At 42.4% G+C, this 18,695-nt stretch carries 18 protein-coding genes and 3 pseudogenes; 7 read left to right on the top strand and 14 right to left on the bottom strand.

The annotated features are described in order from the left end of the window. From SSIN_RS02395 to SSIN_RS02375, 5 genes are all read right to left on the bottom strand, one after another. Entirely contained in the window at positions 1-2,190 is a 2,190-nt protein-coding gene (locus tag SSIN_RS02395) for a PTS transporter subunit IIBC (protein ID WP_037615303.1), read from the bottom strand. A 346-nt stretch (positions 2,191-2,536) separates the two neighbouring features. Further along, complete coding sequence (locus SSIN_RS02390; RefSeq protein ID WP_037615301.1) at positions 2,537-3,226, bottom strand: response regulator transcription factor; 690 nt, start codon at positions 3,224-3,226, stop codon at positions 2,537-2,539. Between the two features lie 9 nt (positions 3,227-3,235). Beyond that, a complete protein-coding gene (gndA, locus tag SSIN_RS02385; protein WP_037615299.1) occupies positions 3,236-4,660 on the bottom strand; it encodes an NADP-dependent phosphogluconate dehydrogenase in 1,425 nt (474 codons plus the stop codon). Between the two features lie 163 nt (positions 4,661-4,823). Further along, on the bottom strand, positions 4,824-6,287 hold the full coding sequence (locus SSIN_RS02380) for a flotillin family protein (protein ID WP_037615296.1): 1,464 nt from the start codon (positions 6,285-6,287) through the stop codon (positions 4,824-4,826). 213 nt (positions 6,288-6,500) lie between these two features. Continuing rightward, positions 6,501-7,034, bottom strand: a complete 534-nt coding sequence (locus SSIN_RS02375) for a DUF177 domain-containing protein (protein ID WP_037615294.1) — start codon at positions 7,032-7,034, stop codon at positions 6,501-6,503. A gap of 109 nt (positions 7,035-7,143) precedes the next feature. Between SSIN_RS02375 and SSIN_RS02370 the strand changes: the two genes are divergently transcribed. Both SSIN_RS02370 and SSIN_RS02365 read left to right on the top strand, forming a co-directional pair. Then, positions 7,144-7,362 (top strand): helix-turn-helix domain-containing protein, encoded by a 219-nt coding sequence (locus tag SSIN_RS02370; RefSeq protein ID WP_037615291.1) that lies wholly within the window; start codon positions 7,144-7,146, stop codon positions 7,360-7,362. Between the two features lie 248 nt (positions 7,363-7,610). After that, positions 7,611-8,843, top strand: a complete 1,233-nt coding sequence (locus tag SSIN_RS02365) for an MFS transporter (RefSeq protein ID WP_037615288.1) — start codon at positions 7,611-7,613, stop codon at positions 8,841-8,843. A gap of 46 nt (positions 8,844-8,889) precedes the next feature. Here the strand turns inward: SSIN_RS02365 and SSIN_RS02360 are convergent, their stop codons facing one another. The 5 genes from SSIN_RS02360 to SSIN_RS02340 form a co-directional block, all read right to left on the bottom strand. Beyond that, positions 8,890-9,417, bottom strand: a complete 528-nt coding sequence (locus SSIN_RS02360) for a thiol-disulfide isomerase (RefSeq protein WP_037615284.1) — start codon at positions 9,415-9,417, stop codon at positions 8,890-8,892. Next, entirely contained in the window at positions 9,404-9,709 is a 306-nt protein-coding gene (locus SSIN_RS02355; protein ID WP_037615278.1) for a hypothetical protein, read from the bottom strand. Before SSIN_RS02355 ends, SSIN_RS02360 begins: the two co-directional genes overlap by 14 nt. Before the next feature lie 77 nt (positions 9,710-9,786). After that, complete coding sequence (locus SSIN_RS02350; protein WP_037615276.1) at positions 9,787-10,062, bottom strand: hypothetical protein; 276 nt, start codon at positions 10,060-10,062, stop codon at positions 9,787-9,789. Between the two features lie 99 nt (positions 10,063-10,161). Then, on the bottom strand, positions 10,162-11,055 hold the full coding sequence (gene htpX, locus SSIN_RS02345) for a zinc metalloprotease HtpX (RefSeq protein WP_037615274.1): 894 nt from the start codon (positions 11,053-11,055) through the stop codon (positions 10,162-10,164). 1 nt (position 11,056) lies between these two features. Continuing rightward, positions 11,057-11,626, bottom strand: coding sequence for a LemA family protein (locus SSIN_RS02340; RefSeq protein WP_037615272.1), 570 nt, complete (start codon positions 11,624-11,626; stop codon positions 11,057-11,059). A gap of 152 nt (positions 11,627-11,778) precedes the next feature. Between SSIN_RS02340 and SSIN_RS02335 the strand changes: the two genes are divergently transcribed. From SSIN_RS02335 to rsmG, 4 genes and pseudogenes are all read left to right on the top strand, one after another. Further along, entirely contained in the window at positions 11,779-12,381 is a 603-nt protein-coding gene (locus tag SSIN_RS02335) for a TetR/AcrR family transcriptional regulator (RefSeq protein WP_037615271.1), read from the top strand. 12 nt (positions 12,382-12,393) lie between these two features. Next, positions 12,394-13,683 (top strand): MFS transporter, encoded by a 1,290-nt coding sequence (locus SSIN_RS02330; RefSeq protein ID WP_037615270.1) that lies wholly within the window; start codon positions 12,394-12,396, stop codon positions 13,681-13,683. A 184-nt stretch (positions 13,684-13,867) separates the two neighbouring features. Then, positions 13,868-14,142 (top strand): annotated as a pseudogene (locus tag SSIN_RS02325) (ABC transporter ATP-binding protein); the annotation flags it as partial. Positions 14,143-14,224: 82 nt separating this feature from the next. Then, positions 14,225-14,938 carry a 16S rRNA (guanine(527)-N(7))-methyltransferase RsmG gene (gene rsmG, locus SSIN_RS02320; RefSeq protein WP_037615267.1) on the top strand — a complete coding sequence of 238 codons (714 nt, stop codon included), beginning with the start codon at positions 14,225-14,227 and terminating at the stop codon, positions 14,936-14,938. Positions 14,939-15,033: 95 nt separating this feature from the next. Here rsmG and SSIN_RS02315 read toward each other — a convergent pair whose 3' ends face one another. The 4 genes and pseudogenes from SSIN_RS02315 to SSIN_RS02305 all read right to left on the bottom strand — a co-directional run bounded on the left by SSIN_RS02315 (position 15,034) and on the right by SSIN_RS02305 (position 18,315). Then, positions 15,034-15,870 carry an energy-coupling factor transporter transmembrane component T family protein gene (locus SSIN_RS02315; protein WP_037615265.1) on the bottom strand — a complete coding sequence of 279 codons (837 nt, stop codon included), beginning with the start codon at positions 15,868-15,870 and terminating at the stop codon, positions 15,034-15,036. Beyond that, positions 15,863-16,669 (bottom strand): annotated as a pseudogene (locus SSIN_RS11130) (energy-coupling factor ABC transporter ATP-binding protein); the annotation flags it as partial. The gene SSIN_RS02315 and the pseudogene SSIN_RS11130, both read right to left, overlap by 8 nt. A gap of 24 nt (positions 16,670-16,693) precedes the next feature. Further along, positions 16,694-17,545: pseudogene (locus tag SSIN_RS11125) on the bottom strand (ATP-binding cassette domain-containing protein); the annotation flags it as partial. A gap of 8 nt (positions 17,546-17,553) precedes the next feature. After that, positions 17,554-18,315 (bottom strand): nucleoside phosphorylase, encoded by a 762-nt coding sequence (locus SSIN_RS02305; protein WP_037615261.1) that lies wholly within the window; start codon positions 18,313-18,315, stop codon positions 17,554-17,556. 174 nt (positions 18,316-18,489) lie between these two features. On the opposite strand from SSIN_RS02305, the gene SSIN_RS10785 reads away from it, so the two are divergent. Then, a partial coding sequence (locus SSIN_RS10785; protein WP_209325448.1) for a hypothetical protein occupies positions 18,490-18,695 on the top strand: 206 nt, incomplete at its 3' end.

Raw genomic sequence — 18,695 nt, 5'->3', positions numbered from 1 at the left:
TTACAATTCTACTTTAGCCACAACTGTCTTAGCAGCGACTTTGCCGAATTTTTCAACTACAACTGATTTGATTGCTGGAGCATTTGTGAAGACAACGACAGTTGATGTTTCACGACCTGCGTCTTTAATAGCTGCCAAATCTGCTGTTACCAAAAGATCACCTGCAGCAACTGTTTGTCCTTCTGCTACATGTACTTCAAATGGTTTACCTTCAAGGCTGACAGTGTCAAGACCGATATGAACAAGCACTTCAAGACCAGCTTCAGTCAAGAGACCAAGAGCATGTTTTGTAGGGAAGACGCTTGTCACTTTACCAGCTACTGGAGAGTAGATTTTGCCATTTGCTGGTTCAACCGCAAATCCGTCACCCATCATTTTTTGTGAGAAGACTGGATCTTTCACATCTTCCAACTTAATGACTTCACCATCAGCAACGGTTTCGATTGCTTCTGTCACACCTTTGTAGCTAACTGCTGCAGCTGCAGACTCAGCTTTTTGGCTTGGCAAAGTTTCAGGAATCACTTCTCCTGAATCCAACAAGTCTTGAATATCAGATTTAAGAACGTCAGCTTTTGGTCCGTAGATTGCTTGAACGCCTTGACCTTTCATAACCAAGCCCATAGCGCCTTCAGCTTTCCACTGTTCTTCTGTTCCGACTTTTTCTGCATCTTTGACAGTCACACGCAGACGAGTCATACATGCGTCTACATCAACGATATTAGCACGACCACCCAGCAAGTTAATGATATTCACTACTTGAGAAGATGCTGCTACTTTTTCACCGCCTTGAGCTGAAGAACCAGCGTCTGAACCTTCAGCTGTTTCATAGTTACCATTACGTCCTGGAGTTGCGTAGTTGAACTTCTTGATCATGAAGTTAGCGATGAAGTACATAATTACAGCAAAGAGGACACTTACCCAAATAAAGTTAATAATATCCATACCCAAGCCAGCGTTGATCGCCATTGGAGTACGAGTCAAGAATTCGATAGAACCGAATGAGTGTACACGAAGGTTTACAATGTCAGCCATAGCAAAGGCAGCACCTTGTACGAATGAGTAAATCAAGTAAAGTGGAGTTGCCACGAACATGAACATGTACTCGATTGGCTCAGTAACACCTGTCAAGAAGGTTGCCAAAGCAGTAGCAATCATCATCCCTTTGTATTGGTGTTTCTTATCAGCATCAACATTGCGGTAAATAGCTGCTACTACCCCCATAAGGATACCAAATGAACCAATCATCTGTCCAACTTTGAAGCGAGCTGGGTGAACAGTATCAAGTAAGTGCTGATAAGTAGACGGATTAGCTGTTTTTGTACCAACCAAGTCATTTACCCAAGCCAACCAAAGTGGATCTTGTCCAAATACTTGAGTTCCTTTAGCAGCACCAGTCAGTACTTCATAAGTTCCCCCAAGCTGTGTGTAGTTCATTGGGATAGTCAGCATGTGGTGCAAACCAAATGGAAGCAAGAGACGTTCCAAAGTACCGTACAAGAACGGTGCCAAGATTGGAGCTGTGTCTTGTGAATTCGCAATCCAAATACCAAAGTTGTTGATACCTGTTTGAACAACTGGCCATACAAATGACAAAACAATTGCTACGATTGCTGAGCGCAAAATAACAACGAACGGTACAAAACGCTTACCATTGAAGAATGACAAAGCATCTGGCAATTTACGGAAGTTGTAGTATTTGTTGTAAGCTGTTGCTCCAACAAAACCAGCGATGATTCCGACGAAAACCCCCATGTTCAAAGCAGGAGACTCAAGGACACTGATAAAGTAGTCAGAAACCTTAATGCTTCCTCCCAACAAAGTGCTAACCATTGCTTCTGGATCTTTCAGCATATCACCTGATACACCAAACATAACCCCAGTGATACGGTTAATCAAAATGAAGGATAGACCTGCCGCAAAGGCACCACCAGCACGATCTTTCGCCCAGCTACCTCCAATAGCAAGAGCAAAGAGGATATGCAGGTTACCGATAACCCCCCAACCAATTTGTTCTAAAACGCCACCAGTAGTCACTAGAAAACCTAGTTCAGGATTGATCATCGGAATTGACTTACCAATACTGATCATCAAACCTGCTGCGGGCATAACCGCAACAACCACCATCAAAGCTTTACCGAATTTTTGCCAAAATTCAAAGCTAAAAATGCTTTTGAATGAATCTTTCATCATCCAGACCTCCTTATATTTTTCACAAACCATTCCTTCGTGAAATCGTTTGCATTCAACAATACTATTATATCATTTTTTTTAATTTTGTAAAGGCTTTTATAAAAAATATTTGTCAATTTTTTGCAAAAAATTTAGATTTTAGAAGAAAAAGCAGATAAAAGCTAGCTATTCTTAGAGAAAACGATTGCATTGAAGTTCGGTGATTATCTCTGAATTTATTATATTGAATTTTTCCTTCCATAGCGAAAACTTCCTTATAAACACAAACAACACTCCCAAAAATCAGACACTAAAAATCTAGATTTGGGAGTGCAGTTTAATTGCTATTAAAAATAAGTATCTTCAGTTATTCCTGCATGGCATAGCCTACACCTCGAACGGTTTTTATGTAGCTGGCTTGCCCAGGAATATCAATTTTGCTGCGCAGATAACGAATATAGACATCAACGACATTTGTTTCAGTAGCACCTTCATACTTCCAAACACGTTCCAAAAGTTGCTCTCGGCTCATGACCTTTTGGTTGCTCATCAGCGTCACTAGTAGATCATATTCCCGTCGTGTTAAGGCAATCACTTCCTCTCCACGATAGACGATATGATTTTTCAAATCAACTCGTAGATTGCGGTAAGCAGTCGGTGTTTTCAGCTTGCTACAATGCTGGTCAATAAAGTCCCGACCTCGAAAAATCCCTGATACCCTTTCAACCAAATCATTGATAATAAAGGGTTTTATGGTATAGGACACAGCAAAGCGCTGAATTTCATCTGCATGTTCTTTGATTTCTTCACGACTGGCAAGGACAATGATAACAGAAGCTGGCTTGATTAAGCTCAGCTGTTCGGCAAAATCACTGGCAGTCATATCCTGAAGAGCATAATTGAGCAAGAGCAGATCATAATCTGCTTCTCTAACTAAAGCTAGGCCTTCTTTACCCGTTTCAGCCATGTCTACAAGAAAACTTTCCTTTTGCAGTTCCAAAGTCACAAATCGTGCAAGATTCTTTTCATTTTCTACTAATAAAATTCGCTTTGCCATAGGCCTATCCTATTTTTCGTCATACCAAGAGTAGTGGAAGGTTCCTTCTTTGTCTTTACGTTGATAAGTATGAGCACCGAAATAGTCACGTTGCGCTTGGATCAAGTTAGCTGGAAGATCCGCTGAACGGTAGCTGTCAAAGTAAGTAATGGCAGCTGAGAAGGTTGGTACTGGTATACCTGCTTGAACAGCAAGAGCTACGATATCACGCACTGCTTGTTGATACTTAGCAGTAACATCCAAGAAATATTCATCCAAGAGAAGGTTAGCAAGGTCTGCATCACGATTATAAGCATCTGTAATTTTTTGCAAGAAACGAGAACGGATGATACAGCCATCACGCCAGATAGATGCGATGTCCGCAAATGGCAAGTTCCAGTTATTTTCTTTAGAAGCCACACGCAATTGAGCAAAACCTTGTGCGTAAGAAATGATTTTTGAGAAGTACAGGGCTTGACGGATCTTTTCAATCAACTCAGCCTTATCTCCTTCAAACTTGAAGGCAGCTGGTTTTGGAAGCACCTTACTAGCGTGTACACGTTCTTCTTTGTAAGTAGAGATATAGCGCGCAAAGACGGACTCAGTAATCAGTGACAATGGCACACCAAGGTCAAGTGATGATTGACTAGTCCATTTACCAGTTCCTTTATTACCAGCCGCATCCAAGATGTAGTCTACGATTGGTCCATCTTGACCTTCATCGTCTTTGCGACTCAAGATATCAGCTGTGATTTGGATCAAATAGCTATCCAGCTCACCTTTATTCCACTCAGTGAAGATTTCAGCCATATCTTCTGCAGAAAGACCGAGCAAGTGTTGCATAAGGTCATAGCTTTCTGCGATAAGCTGCATATCACCGTACTCGATACCGTTGTGGACCATTTTCACATAGTGACCTGCACCGTCAGGACCGATATAGGTCACACATGGTGCACCGTCTTCAGGTGCCTTAGCTGAGATTTCTTCTAGAACATCTGCGACTAATTCATAGGCTTCTTTCTGACCGCCCGGCATGATAGAAGGCCCTTCAAGGGCACCTTTTTCACCACCAGAAACGCCTGTACCGATGAAATTGATACCAGAGTTCGCCAACTCTTCATTTCGGCGAATCGTGTCTTTGTAGAAAGTGTTTCCGCCGTCAATCAAGATATCGCCCTTGTCCAAGTGAGGCAACAAAGCCTGAATCGTCGCATCTGTACCAGGCCCTGCTTGAACCATCAGCATGATACGGCGTGGTTTTTCGATAGATTGAACGAAAGACTCCACATCATAGCTAGGTACGAAATTCTTCTCAGGATGACAAGCGATTACATCTTCCGTTTTGTTTGCTGAACGGTTATAAATCGCAACAGTATAGCCGCGGGATTCGATATTGAGAGCGAGGTTACGCCCCATCACAGCCATACCAACAACACCAAAGTTTGCTTTAGTCATTTTCTACTCCTCTTGACTTAGTTGTTTAATTTGTTATATTTTAACATTTTTACAAGGTAATGAAAAGTATTTAGCTGATAGAAATGCTTTTCTGGAGAAGGATACGCAAACAGCCAGAAGTTCCAACTTCCAGCTGTTTGCTTTATTTTAGTAAGATTCTGATTTATTTATCTTCGATCTCAATGACCGGTTGTTCATCTTGTTTAAGTTTGTTGACAGTCATATTGACGCCCAGTGCTCCTGCTAGGAGTTGGCGAATATCAAAGCCTGCCCCTTGAGAAACTTGATCAATACTCTGCATGATGTCGCCGACCATCTTAGAAGCATTGCCATCCCCATACATGGTAATCTTGTCTACCTTGGTCAATGGCTCTGCTACAGCACGAGCAATTTCTGGCAGTTTATCGACAATCATTTCCGTAATCGCAGCTTCCTGCATCTTCTTCATAGCTTCTGCTTTTTTGTCCAAACCTTGTGCTTCCGCTTCTAGCTTAAGGCGAATGGCTTCCGCCTCGGCACGTCCTTTGGCTTCAATAGCTTCTGCTTCCTGCAACTGAGCATATTTCTCAGCCTCGGCTTGAGCCTTACGGGCTTCTGCTTCTTTCTGCGTTTCAAAGAGTTCTGCTTCGGCCTGACGCTGACGCTCAATCAGTTGAGCTTCCGCAGCCTGTTGACGGGCATATTTTTCAGCTTCGGCTTGCTTGCGGATATTGGCATCCAATTCCTGCTCACGAACTTTAACTTCCCGCTCCTTGACTTCCGCTTCTTTTTCTTGCTTCATGATGTTGGCTTCGGCAGCCACACGTTCCTGCTCACGACGTTGAATTTCTGCTTCGATACCTTGAGCCGCATCAGCCTTAGCCTGAGCAATGTCTGCTTCTTGTTTAAGAGCAGCTTGCTTGAGTTTCAGTTCATTTTGCTTTTGAGCAATTTCTAAGTCAGCAGCCACGCGCTTGTCGTTAGCCAACTTATCCTGCTCAGCCTCAACTTCCTTGCGCTCACGTTCGGCCTTAGCCTTGGCAATCAGGGCGTCTTTCTTGATCGTTTCGACATTCTCGATACCGAGATTATCAATCACACCACCTTCGTCAGAGAAAGACTGAACGGTAAAGGCAATGACTTCCAGACCCATCTTAGCCAAATCTGGCGCTACGTTATCCTGCACTTTAGAGGCAAATTCCTGACGGTCATTAACCATCTTGCGCAGTTCCATCTGACCGATTACCTCACGAAGATTTCCTTCTAGGACATCTTGGACAGAATTTGAAATATCCTCTGTATTCCAGTTGAGGAAGTTCTCAGCTGCCCGCTCGACCATTTCATCCGTAGTACCAATCTTCAGCTTCACAGCCGCATCAGCACGAACATTGATAAAGTCAAGTGTCGGTACAGACTCAGAAGTACGAACATCGGTAGAAAACTGCTCAATATCCAGATAAGAGCGTTGCTCTACAAAAGGAATCATGAAACCAGCCTTACCGCGTAAATGGCGCTGCTTACGCAGACCAGTAATAACGACTACTTCATTTGGCTTAGCATTGACATACCCCTTAGCCAAAAGAACAATAAGCACGATGGCAGCAATGATTGCAATAATCAGCCACCCTGGGATAAATAATATATCCATAAAAACTTCCTTCCTTTTTCAGAACAATATATCATAATATCGTCCTAATATATTTTTAATCAGTATATCAAATAAGTAACGGATTTCAAAATATTTACTGTTCGTTCTTAATCTACAAAAACAGCTAATTTCATGCCTGTTTTCAGCTATAGTAAAAAGCTAGCTCTCTTACATATTTTTACAAGCGCAAGTTAAACCAGACTCCTAACTGGCCTACTCGTCAAATAATCCCTGCAACCCTGCAAAAGGACTATTCACTTCCTTTTTCTCTTTTTGGCTTTGTTGATATTCCTCTTCTGTCATGACCTGCCAATCATTTCCTGTCGGCATCTCACTACCTGCCTCTTCTTCTGGAGTCAAGATTTTTAGCGGAATATTGAGCAGAATATTGTCCGCCACACTCTCAGCCAGATCGATTCTATCTCCCTCAATAGGTAAAACCAGATCTTCCTCTAGCAAATCCTGCTGCGATCCTCCACGCTGACCATCCACAAAAATTTCATTGACCAGATAGGATTCCTGCAAGTCAACCGGCTCCATACTGCGGCTGGAAGCTAGGGTAATGGTATAGGACAGCTCATAATCAAGGAAGTAAAGTCCATCCTCATACTGAGCTTTCCCTTTAGCCGTAACATTTTTAACATCCAAAATCTCAGCGTTGCGCCCTTGTAACTCCTGAGCCAAATCAAAATTTTGCTCAAACTTCAGACCATCGGGATTTTTCCGAATTTCTTGAATATTTAACATAAGTGCCTCGTTCTTTAAATTTTCTCTTTTATTATATCATGATTCCCCCTTGAAAACTAGAATCGACCGTTTTTTATTATAATACTACTAATATTTGGAGGGAATTTTTATGGTAATGCTAGGAAAAATATTTAAAGAGTTCAGAGAAGCTAGGCACGTCTCCTTATCCCAAGCAGCCGAGCAAGTGTATTCCAAATCAATGCTCTCCCGATTTGAAAACGGGAAAAGCGACATAGCTATCTCAAAATTACTAGCTATTTTAGAAAATATTATGAATTTGCCTTCAGTTTTCAGGCCAAAAGCGAGAAAAACGAGCAAAATCTGTTAGACTGCCAAAACAGCGCTGATTATTACCAGTTAGCCATTGAAAAACTCCTGAGAAAACAAATCCGTTGAAAATATCTAACTTTTATCTCCTTTTTTATTTTTATCTTATACTAGGCTCATAAGGAGGCTGTAAGTCGATTTGAGATTCTTACCACTTAACTTACTAAGTTTTACCACTTACTGAAAAACCCTTGAAGCGTGATTTTTTTCTGCTATAATCAAGACTGATAAAACAAAAAGGAGTCACGTATGAAATTATTTTTTAAAAATAGGGTTTATGCTGCCCTGAGCCTTTCTCGGATTTTTAACACACTGGGAGCCTCCATCTACAACATCGTTTTTGTGGTCTTTGCCTCCAGTATGCCTCAACCAAAATTTGCCGTAGCAACCGCCAATCTAATCGTTCTCGTACCGACTCTCTTTACGATTTTTGTGGGAATACAGGCAGACAAAACTGTTCATAAATCTGCTTGGCTGATTCGTTTTGGCTATCTTCAAGCCTTGCTGTTCATCTTGGTGGCTTTCCTGACTAAGTCAATCAGCTATCTTGCTTTTTCTCTGGTTTGCCTGATGAATATCCTATCCGATGTAATCAGTGATTATCGCAGCGGTTTGCAAATGCCCATTCTAAAAAAGAATGTGGCAGAGGAAAATCTCATGGAGGCTTTCTCCTTCACCCAGATGATTACCTTTATCTGCAATCTAATCGGGCAGGCACTGGGTGTCTGGCTACTTGCTGCCAGCAATCAAAACTTCGCACTGGTCGCTCTCTTAAATGCTCTAGCCTTTCTCCTTTCTTCTTCCATTTTATATATCGTTCGCAATAGACTGACTCATGAAACGGTCCAATCTTCTCAGAGTCCCCTCCCCCTCAAGACCCAGCTTGGAGAACTGTATCAAAATTCTAAAATCATCTTTGAACAAGAAGGAGCCAGCAGTTTTCTAAAATTGCTCTCTCAAATCCTGATTCTCAATGCCTTAGGTGACTCCGTCATGGCTCTCTACAATCTTTATCTGCTGGACCATCCTGTTTTTGGCCTTTCTTTCAGCCAATCCCTGCTCATTTTTGAGACTGTTTTCATTCTGGGCGTTGTCTCTGCCGGATTGACACCTAACGACTTTTTCAGCAAACTTTCCATCAATCATCTGGCTCTTGCCTCTACCTTGGCTATCTTAACTTTGGGTTTGATTAATCTTTTTCGTTTACCTGTATTTTTAGGTATGATCGCTATTTTCTTTATGATGTATATAGCTGGAAAGGTCAATCCGAAAATCAATAGCCTGCTCCTTAGCAAGCTCTCATCAGATGTCCTCGCTCAAACTTCCAGCTTTCTCAGCCTGCTTTTTAGCTTCTCTATCCCTCTCGGAACCATGCTCTTTACCAGCCTAGCTCTCTGGAATATGGCTGGTGCCTGGCTGATTTTTAGCCTAATCGGCTTCCTTGCCCTACTATTAACCTTTGAAAAAATGACCGAGAAGTAGAATTCTCAGTCTTTTTATATTTATCTATTATAGATTCTTTTCAAAATCAATCATACAAAGTATGATACATCTTTTCCATGAAGTCCTCAAGCTCTTTTTGGATAATTTTTAATAGGCGTTCTTCTTCGGCTTGAGGGATGGTCACTCTCTCTTTTATATTTTGATTATTAATATGCGAGTAATATCTACGTTTTATGGTTAATTGATTATCTAAAATATAGTAGGCATCTATTTTTTCCTCATTTACTGTTGTTTCAAAAAAAACAGCGACTTCATCCTTTCCTTGGTTTGAAATTTTCAAGTCTAAACTTCCTTTTATCTCTATATCTTCAATTCCTCCATCCAAGCGAATAGCACCATCGGGAGGAACGACATAGCCTGCTTTGCGGATGTCAGACGCATACTTTTCTGACGCCATTAAATGTTCTAAGACGGCTATGTTGTCCTTCTGTTCAAAGGAAGCTTTTAGTTGGCTACGTTCTTGGTAGCTTTGAACATGAAAATAAAAATTCATTCCAGCAACTAAGACCGTTACAGAACCAATCATGATTAGTATTTTTTTAAGTCCCGACATTTTTTTCATCTCCTCTATCTAAGTAATCATGGAAGTCTTGTTTCCAACCCTCTTCCTTGTCGTTAGGATTTCCAATAAAAATATTGAGGTCAAAGCCATATTTAATGAAGTTGCCTCCTATCGTATTATTTTCAATAAGAGTTTTAACCATAAGTTTACCGTTAGATTTATCCCCATTTCCCATCACAGTATAGAATTCTTCAACACGATTTATCTGGTTTGTCTGTATACTATGATTGTAATCTGCTTGAACTTTAAATACATCTTTTGTTTCTACATCTTTTGCAACCATTCTTTCTTCCTTATCCTCAATCTTGACAATTTCTCGCCAAAGTTCAGAACGTTTTTCTTCATTAATATCTGCAATTTTTAGCTACTCCATCTTTGAGCTTGCTCGATATCGCGTTTTTCAATCTTGTAGGCAATTTCCGGAAACTTATTCGCCTGAGCCAAGACAGCTACACTAAAGTCACTAACAGCTTGTAGCATCTGGTTACTTGCCTGACGACCGTTTTCCATACCAGCAATATCAGATGTATAGCTAAAGTCTACCTGCAAATTTTGCTTGTCACTGGTATCAAATCCTACCAGCTCACTAATAGCATTCTCTGCTGCTATTGAGCTAGATTTTATTGTTCCACTTATACTAGAAAACTCCTTTTATAACTGAATAGGTTTGTTTCGATAATAACACAGAACTATTACAATTTCATAACAAAAAAGAAGGAAGTCAAAGCTTCCTTCTCACATCTTTCTCAATCGCTCTACCCGCTCTGAAATAGGAGGGTGCGTATAGAAAAGTTTCTTTAGCCCACCTTCTTTTTTGGGGTCATTGATGTAGAGCGCCGCACTGGCATCATCGACGTCATGTTCCATAGGCTGACTATGCTCCAGTTTCAGCAGAGCATTGATCATCCCTTGGGGATTGCGAGTCAACTCCACACTAGAGGCATCTGCCAGAAATTCCCGCTGACGGGAAATGGCCAGCTGCACCAAAGTCGCAGCAAGGGGCGCTAGAATCACAGCCAATAAGGACACAATCAACAGAATAACCCCTAGACCATTATCGTTGTCCCGATTGCTTCGCCGACGACCACCGCCAAACCACATCATACGACCAGCTAGGCTAGACAGCATAGTAATGGCACTAGCCAAAGCTACCGCAATCGTTGAAATGCGGATATCATAATTTCGAATATGACTGACCTCATGGCCCATGACACCTTCAAGCTCCTCTCGGTTCATGATAGCAAGCAAGCCTGTTGTAGCAGCAACTGCTGCATTCTCAGGCTTTGATCCAGTCGCAAAAGCATTGGGCGACGCATCTTCTACAATATAGACCCGAGGCATGGGAATCTGCGCCACCATAGCCATATCCTGCACAACATGATAAAGCTCAGGGGCTTCCTGTTCGGAAACTTCCCTTGCACCATTCATAGCCATGACAACCTCTGTAGACTGAAAAATCATACTGATAGCGTAAATGCCACCAATGATAAAGGCAAGGACCAGTCCACCAAAGGCAGAATCTAGCCAAAGATAGCCGACAGCCGCCCCGATGAGGGCCAGGAGACCAAAGAAGGCGATAAGGAGGAACCAAGTCCTCCTTTTATTGCTGGCAATTTGATCAAATAGCATCTTAGTCACCTAGCCCGGTACTGCCAAAATCAACTTTTGGGACAGCCTTTTCTTCTTCTGGCGTCTGTAAGAAAGCCGCAGCTTTAAAACCAAACATACCCGCAATAATGTTGCTTGGGAAGGTTTCCAGTTTCACATTGTAGTTGCTGGTAACTGAATTATAAAGCTGACGAGAATAAGCGATTTTATTTTCTGTATTCGTTAGCTCTTCCTGTAACTTCAGGTAGTTGGTATTGGCTTTCAGATCTGGATAGCTTTCAGCTACTGCAAAGATTCCAGAAATCTGGCGAGAAAGGGCATCGCTGGCTTGCATGGCTTGGGCTGGTGAAGTGGCTGAAGCTACTTGGTTGCGCAGCTGGGTCACCTTTTCCAAGGTTGCCTGCTCGTATTTGCCATAACCTTTGACCGTTTCCAAAAGGTTGGGAATCAGGTCATTACGGCGTTTGAGCTGCACATCAATCTGACTCCAGGCTTCCTGAGTCTGCATGCGGCTTTTGACCAGTGTATTGTAAGCGCCAATGACAAAGAAAGCCAAAAATACGACAACGATAAGAATAATAATAAAAGTCATGATATACTCCTTCAATTTGGATTAGACTTATTATATCAAAAAATAGTGAGACTGTCTTTATTCTTGACAGGGATTTGAAAAAGATGTATCATAAAATCAGAAAAAACCGACCGTCGGTCGAATAAAGTTTTACCAATAAAAAGGAAGGAATTATGGCTAATAAAAAAGAATTTATCTTAGACACAGCAGAAAAAATGTTTGTCGAACAGGGCTTTGATCAAACCTCAATTGCTCAAATCCTAGATGCAACCCAGATTGCACGCGGAACCCTTTATTACTACTTCACATCAAAAGAGGAAATCATGGATGCTATTATCGAGCGCTGGATTAGCCGTTCTTTTGAGCAGATGCATACATGGGTGGAAAGGAAGGGACTCTCAATTCTCGAAAGATTAATGGGTGCCCTAGCTGCCTTAAATATGAAAGAAGAGGGACAAGAGATTTTGGACCACTTACATACCCCCCAGAATGCTCTCTTGCATGAAAAAACAAATCAAATCTTATTAAGTAAGGCACCTGAAATTCTCTCTCCCCTTCTGCAAGAAGCGATTCAAGCAGGTGAAATGCAAACTGCCTACCCTTACGAAAGTATCGAAATGATGTTGACTTATTCCTTACAAATTTTTAATACATCTTTCCAGACCTTAAATAGACAGGAACAAGAGCAAAAAGTTCAGGCTTTTATCTACTTGTTAGAGAAAATTTTTCAGACAAAAGAGGGATATTTCAGACCTTTGACACAGTTAATCCACTAAAGGAGTTTGCTTATGAAAAACACTGGCTTTAAAATCTATCTCCTGATATGGCTGGGAACCTTTATTTCTGAAATTGGAACAGGTATGACATCTTTTGCCTTGGGGATTTATATCTACCAGCTGACTGACCAGGCCTCTTCTTCTGCCTTGGTGACCCTTTGTGCTTTTTTGCCAGGGCTTTTAATGACTCCTTGGGCCGGAATTCTAGCAGATCGTTATGACCGTCGCCTCCTGATGGCTTTGGGGGATGGGCTATCTGGTCTGGGAGTGCTCTGGATTTACTTTAGTTTACAAGCTAGTCAGCCTTCCATACCGCTCATTTGTTTGGGTGCTGCTCTCAGCTCTGTCTTTTCAGCTTTAGTTAGCCCAGCTTTTCGGGCTACGATTTCTGACCTAGTGTCTGAGGATCAAATTTCCAAAGCTACTGGACTATCACAGATTAACGGGATTGCCCGTTATCTCATCTCTCCTACCCTAGCTGGACTGATTCTAGCTCACGGCCATATTGGTCAGATCCTCTTAATTGATTTTTCAACAATTTTTGTGACTGTCATTTGCAGTCTAGTCGCTCGTCGTCATATCAAAAATCCATTTAAGGGTGCATCTCATTCTTTCTGGAGGGAATTCAAACGGGGATTTCAAATCATCCATGAAAAAAAGGGGATTTGGCTCTTGGTTCTGCTAGGAACAGCTTTTTCCTTCTTTCTAGGTACCGTTGAAATCTTGCTTTCTCCTATGATTTTAGGTTTTGCTTCCAGCCAAGAAGTCGGTTGGATCATGGCTATTTCCAGCAGTGGCATGCTCTTTGGCGGACTTTTCTTAAGCACCTTTGCTATAAAGAATCATTTTCACTTAATCCTCAGCCTTTCATTGGGATTGCTGGGTATCTTTATGGCTGGGATGGGAAGTAAAGAAAACTTAATCTGGATTTGCTCTTTTGGTTTTCTCCTATTTTCTTCTCTTCCTTTTGCCAATACGGCCATTGATTATTTAATTCGTTTGAATATCGATAAGAGGGAACAGGGGAAAGCCTGGGGGACAATCGGAATCATCTCCCAGTTTGGCTATGTTATTGCTTATGCAAGCATGGGCTGGGTAGCAGATACCTTTTTCAAACCGCTCCTACTCCCTAAAGGGGCATTAGCTTCTTCTATCGGCTCTATCATCGGAGTAGGAAGCAGTCGTGGGTATGGTCTCCTTCTTATCCTAGCAGGAATTTGTATCAGTTTTAGTGCTCTATTTCTCTACCGCCAAACAGCAATAAAGGCGCTCGAATATGTTTCTCAGATGAGTCAAAAATGATATAAAAGCCAATAAAATCAGTGTCTTGGCTATTGCCCTCTTTTTATTTTTTAGCATGACTTTAGTGATTTCTGCGACTCGGCTCAGTACTAGTTTACTGACTGCTGTCGATCAGTTTGTGCAAACGACTAAAAATCTCGCACTTGCCACAAATACCTAGCGAAGCTAGCAACAGAGACCGACTCTCATGAACCAGCCCAAATTATTTTCACTGACGAGCCGACAGGGGCTCTCAACTCTCAGCCTGGGAAGCAAACTATAGAGCTCATGCAGCGCTTCAATCAGAAGGGCGCAAGTATTTTTCTGGTGGCGCACGATGCTAACGTAGCTACCTATGCCGACAAGGTCCTGCTCATTTTAGATGGCAGGATTAAAAAAGAAATTCAGTTTGACCCAGCTACTAGTCAAGCTGAGCATCACCAGCTGATCTTAGCGGAGCTAAATCAGATTGGCATATAGAAAAAGAGGCCCTTTGGCAACAATGCCAGGGTCTCTTTTTTATGATATAATAGGATGAATACTGATAGACAAGGATGAAACTATGACACCGCAAGAATTTTACCAGCTCTTGGCCCAGCAGGGAATTGAGCTGACTGACCGCCAGAAAGACCAGTTTGAACGTTATTTTGAACTCTTGGTCGAATGGAATGAAAAAATCAATCTGACAGCTATCACAGAAAAAAATGAAGTCTATCTCAAGCATTTCTATGATTCAATTGCCCCCATTTTGCAAGGCCTCATTGATAATCAAGAGCTCAAGCTGCTGGACATCGGAGCCGGTGCAGGCTTTCCTAGCCTCCCTATGAAAATCATCTGCCCCCAGTTGGATGTGACCATCATCGACTCGCTCAACAAACGCATCAACTTCCTCAAACTGCTGGCAGAGGAGCTCGGGCTGGACAAGGTTCACTTCTACCACGGACGTGCGGAAGATTTTGCGCAAGACAAGGCCTTTCGGGCTCAATTTGAACTAGTCACCGCCCGTGCAGTTGCTCGGATGCAGGTCCTATCTGAGCTGACCATTCCCTACCTGAAAGTGGGTGGCAAGCTGCTGGCCCTCAAGGCTTCCAATGCCCCAGAGGAACTGGAAGAAGCCAAAAATGCCTTGAGTCTGCTTTTTAGCAAGGTCCAAGACAATCTCAGCTATGCCCTGCCCAACGGTGACCCCCGCTTTATCACAGTGGTTGAGAAGAAGAAAGAAACGCCTAATAAATACCCCCGCAAAGCCGGCATGCCAAATAAAAGACCGCTATAAATCAAAATCAGGCCCATCATTGCCTGATTTTTTATACTTGCAATTAAAAGCTTCTATAGGCAATCATTCATTCACAAATGCAACCTCTCGTCTCCTTATCTCCAAGGATTATAGAAACGACTCTGATTGACCAAGAAAAGACCGAGGCCAATACCTAATAGGAGCACTGACAAGAAGATAACAAGCTTGTCTAGCTTACTGAATTCTTGCTGAGTATACCAAGTCCGCTTTTTATTTTTACCGAAGCGGCGCAATTCCATAGCTGTAGCAATCGTATTGATTCGTTCCAATGAGCTGAAAATCAGGGGAATGACAATTTGCAGATTGCCCTTGATTCGCTGGCTCACCTTGGCTTTGGCTGACAATTCCAAACCACGTGCCTCTTGGGACATCTTGATGAGGTAAAATTCCTCCTGCAAATCTGGGATATAGCGCATAGTCAAACTGACAGCATAAGCTACCTTGTAGGGCACCCCAATCTGATTTAGACTAGAAGCAAACTGACTAGGATGAGTCGTCATCAGGAAAATCAGGGCTAAAGGAATCGTGCAAAAATATTTCACCAAAAGATTAAAGAGGTAAAAAAGCTCCTGACTGGTCAGATTATATGCTCCGAATCCCGTCCACAACACATTCTTACTCTGGTAGATTTCTACTGCATACTGCGGAGAAAAAAGATAAATCATGCTCAGATTTAAGAAGGCAAAGCTACCGGCAAACACCAATACAAAAGAAATATCCTTCAGCCGAATACCAGATAATTTAAATAAGGCCAGAGAAGCCACTGCAACAAAAAGCAGAAAACGCGTATCATAACTAATCATAGCAGTTATTGATACCAAAATGAAAAATAAAAGTTTGCTGGCACCAGATAAGCTGTGAATAAAGCTTGTACCTGTGTGGTAGCCAATCAATTTCTGCTGGTTAAACATGGATTTCCTCCTTTCGCTGCATATAATATTCTGTCAAGGCCAAGGGATCAACCCCTAGCTTCCCAGCTAAAGCAAAAATAGAGGTTTCCTTAAGATTGGCAAGTTTAATCAGCTCCTGATCTGTCAGCACCTCGGCCGGACTTTTGTCTGCCAAAATCTGGCCATCTACGATAACTAGGGCCCGATCAGAATAGTCCAGCATAAGCTGCATATCATGAGTAATCATGATAATGGTGTGTCCCTGATGATGAAGCTCATCCAAGAAATTCATGATTTCCGTATAATTTCGCTGATCCTGACCAGCTGTCGGCTCATCCAAAAGGATAATCTCTGGATTCAGCACTAAGATTGAAGCAATAGTCACCCGCTTCTTTTGACCAAAAGAAAGAGCAGAAATCGGCCAATTACGAAACTCATATAGACCACAGGTTTTGAGAACTGCAAAGACTTTTTCTTGAATCTCTTCTTCAGAGAAGCCGCGCAGTCGCAGCCCCAGAGCCACTTCATCAAAAATCATGGTCGTCGAAATCATCTGATTAGGATTTTGCAGAACATAGCCGATACGCTCAGCCCGCTCCTTGATCGAATCTTCCTTGATATCTTGACTCTGCCAGCGATAATCTCCCTCCGTATTGATAAAGCAACAGAGAGCCTTAGCTAGGGTTGATTTTCCTGCTCCATTCTTGCCAACAATAGCTAGCCGCTGACCTTTGGGAATGGTCAGATTGATATCCCGCAGAATGGGTCTGCCACTCTGGTAAGCAAAGGAAACGTGCTCCAATTCCAAAAGAGGCTGCTGATGGCTGTCGGAATCCAGTGTTAGCGAGGGCAGACTGACAGAGAGCCCCGACAGATCCATATTTCCTAAATCTGACAAGCTTGAAACACCAGCCACATCAAAACCCAGCTGACGTAAAGTAGTAATATAGAGTGGCTCGCGGATACCATTTTCCGCCAAGAGCTGCGTTTTTAACAAGTCATCCGGACTGCCATTAAAAAGGATTTGTCCATTATTGACCAGAACAATCCGATCCACTGCTCGGTAAAGAACATCCTCTAAGCGATGCTCGATGATGATCGTCGTGGTTCCAGCTTCCTTATGAATCTGATCAATCAAATCAATAGTATCCTGACCAGACTTGGGGTCTAGATTGGCCAAAGGCTCATCAAAAAGCAGGATAGGACTCTCATCAATTAGAACGCCAGCCAGACTGACCCGTTGCTTCTGACCGCCGGACAAGTCCTGAGGCCGATGATCCAGCAAGCTCAATAAATCTAATTTTTCCGCCCAAGAATGCACTTTACTTTTCATGGTTGGTAGATCTACCATATCATTTTCAAGCGCAAAAGCTAAATCTTCGGCCACACTGAGACCGATAAACTGACCATCCGTATCCTGTAAAACGGTACTGACCAGATTTGACTTATCATAAATACTGCTGTCAAAAGCTGGCTCCCCCTGAATCAAGAACTGGCCACTGGCCTGCCCCTTATAAATATTGGGAATAATGCCGTTCAAACAATGGCCTAGGGTTGATTTCCCAGATCCTGAAGGGCCTATTAAAAGAACCTTCTCGCCCTCATAGATGGTCAGATTGATATTCTTTAAGGTCGGATCAGACTGGGTCTGATACTGAAAGGTGAAATCTTGAAATTGGATAATTGGTTTTTTCATAGTCATTTTTATAAAGCCAAAGCGATTTGAATCGCCAGATTGGCCACCTTGTCTTTCTCGTCTAAGTCCGTATGATTGGCTAAATTCCGCATATCCCAAGCCTCCTCAGACAGATGATCTGCCGCATAAAAGAAGTGGCAGATGTTGATACCGCGAAAGGCCGCTAGGGCTGCAACAGCTGAGCACTCCATGTCCACACAGACAGCCCCAGCTTCTTTTCGCTTGCGGAGCTTGTCCGCTGTCTCTCGATAAATGCCATCCGTCGTCCAGACCTTGCCCAGGCTATGGGAAATCCCCCGCTGGTCCAGAAAATTCAACAGAAAATCCTGTAAGCCAGCATTGACTTCTAGCTCTGAGCTAGCCGGCTGATAATGATAGCTAGTCCCCTCATCTCGCAAAGCCGCCGTCGGGATAATGATGGATGTTTCTCTAATCTCCTCGTCCAGCACTCCACAAGTCCCAAAGAGAACCAACTGTTTCATCCCAAAAGCTATCAAGTCTTCCAGAATAGCTACGCAAGCTGGAGCACCGACCGGCGCATTGAAAAGGGCCAACTCCCGTCCATCCGCAAAAACTCGATAAATAGGAATTTCAATATTCGCCATAGAAGTCGTCGTAATCAACTCATGATCAAAATCTGCCAACATTCGGGCGAAGGTCTCATGAGCAAAGCAGGACACTGCCGTCTGCGGAAATCCTTCGATTGGCTCTATTAAGTCCTCTGGATTAATGATAGCCTTGCGATTTTGGTCAAATTCTTCAAGAATCATAGGAATCCTCTTTCAACTAACTAAAGGAGTGGGGCGCTCTACTAATAGAGTTTGAGTTCTGTTCCTACTACCTTCCTTATTGTTTTATTGTACCATAAAAAAGCAAGGGGCAGAACAAAAATTCTATTTTTGTTCCTAGTCTCAGCCTCACGAGCTTGCTCAATAGTCGAGGCAATGGAGAAAGAAGATGAGAGTTGCAGCAACGAAGCTTTTGAGAGCCAAAAACGAACTCTTAGGCTAATGAAAATGCGTGATTTAGCCTTGCAAAAGACAATCAGCTACCTCACCAAAAGTTACTATAATATTAAAAAATCTGAGATTTTGAACCGCACCCCAAAAGTTAGACAGAAAAAATCTAACATTTGGGGTGTTATTTTTAT

Source organism: Streptococcus sinensis (genome assembly GCF_000767835.1).
GTDB classification, from domain to species: Bacteria; Bacillota; Bacilli; order Lactobacillales; family Streptococcaceae; genus Streptococcus; species Streptococcus sinensis.
This window is presented reverse-complemented; position numbering and strand designations above follow the sequence as displayed.

Coding starts and splice junctions, on each gene's coding strand:
- SSIN_RS02365 (WP_037615288.1), top strand. CDS start 7,611: ATGAAATTATTTTTTAAAAATAGGGTTTATGCTGCCCTGAGCCTTTCT.
- SSIN_RS02305 (WP_037615261.1), bottom strand. CDS start 18,315: ATGATTCTTGAAGAATTTGACCAAAATCGCAAGGCTATCATTAATCCA.
- SSIN_RS02360 (WP_037615284.1), bottom strand. CDS start 9,417: ATGTCGGGACTTAAAAAAATACTAATCATGATTGGTTCTGTAACGGTC.
- SSIN_RS02315 (WP_037615265.1), bottom strand. CDS start 15,870: ATGTTTAACCAGCAGAAATTGATTGGCTACCACACAGGTACAAGCTTT.
- rsmG (WP_037615267.1), top strand. CDS start 14,225: ATGACACCGCAAGAATTTTACCAGCTCTTGGCCCAGCAGGGAATTGAG.
- SSIN_RS02355 (WP_037615278.1), bottom strand. CDS start 9,709: ATGGTTGCAAAAGATGTAGAAACAAAAGATGTATTTAAAGTTCAAGCA.
- gndA (WP_037615299.1), bottom strand. CDS start 4,660: ATGACTAAAGCAAACTTTGGTGTTGTTGGTATGGCTGTGATGGGGCGT.
- SSIN_RS02375 (WP_037615294.1), bottom strand. CDS start 7,034: ATGTTAAATATTCAAGAAATTCGGAAAAATCCCGATGGTCTGAAGTTT.
- SSIN_RS02390 (WP_037615301.1), bottom strand. CDS start 3,226: ATGGCAAAGCGAATTTTATTAGTAGAAAATGAAAAGAATCTTGCACGA.
- htpX (WP_037615274.1), bottom strand. CDS start 11,055: ATGCTATTTGATCAAATTGCCAGCAATAAAAGGAGGACTTGGTTCCTC.
- SSIN_RS02370 (WP_037615291.1), top strand. CDS start 7,144: ATGGTAATGCTAGGAAAAATATTTAAAGAGTTCAGAGAAGCTAGGCAC.
- SSIN_RS02335 (WP_037615271.1), top strand. CDS start 11,779: ATGGCTAATAAAAAAGAATTTATCTTAGACACAGCAGAAAAAATGTTT.
- SSIN_RS02330 (WP_037615270.1), top strand. CDS start 12,394: ATGAAAAACACTGGCTTTAAAATCTATCTCCTGATATGGCTGGGAACC.
- SSIN_RS02380 (WP_037615296.1), bottom strand. CDS start 6,287: ATGGATATATTATTTATCCCAGGGTGGCTGATTATTGCAATCATTGCT.
- SSIN_RS02395 (WP_037615303.1), bottom strand. CDS start 2,190: ATGATGAAAGATTCATTCAAAAGCATTTTTAGCTTTGAATTTTGGCAA.
- SSIN_RS02340 (WP_037615272.1), bottom strand. CDS start 11,626: ATGACTTTTATTATTATTCTTATCGTTGTCGTATTTTTGGCTTTCTTT.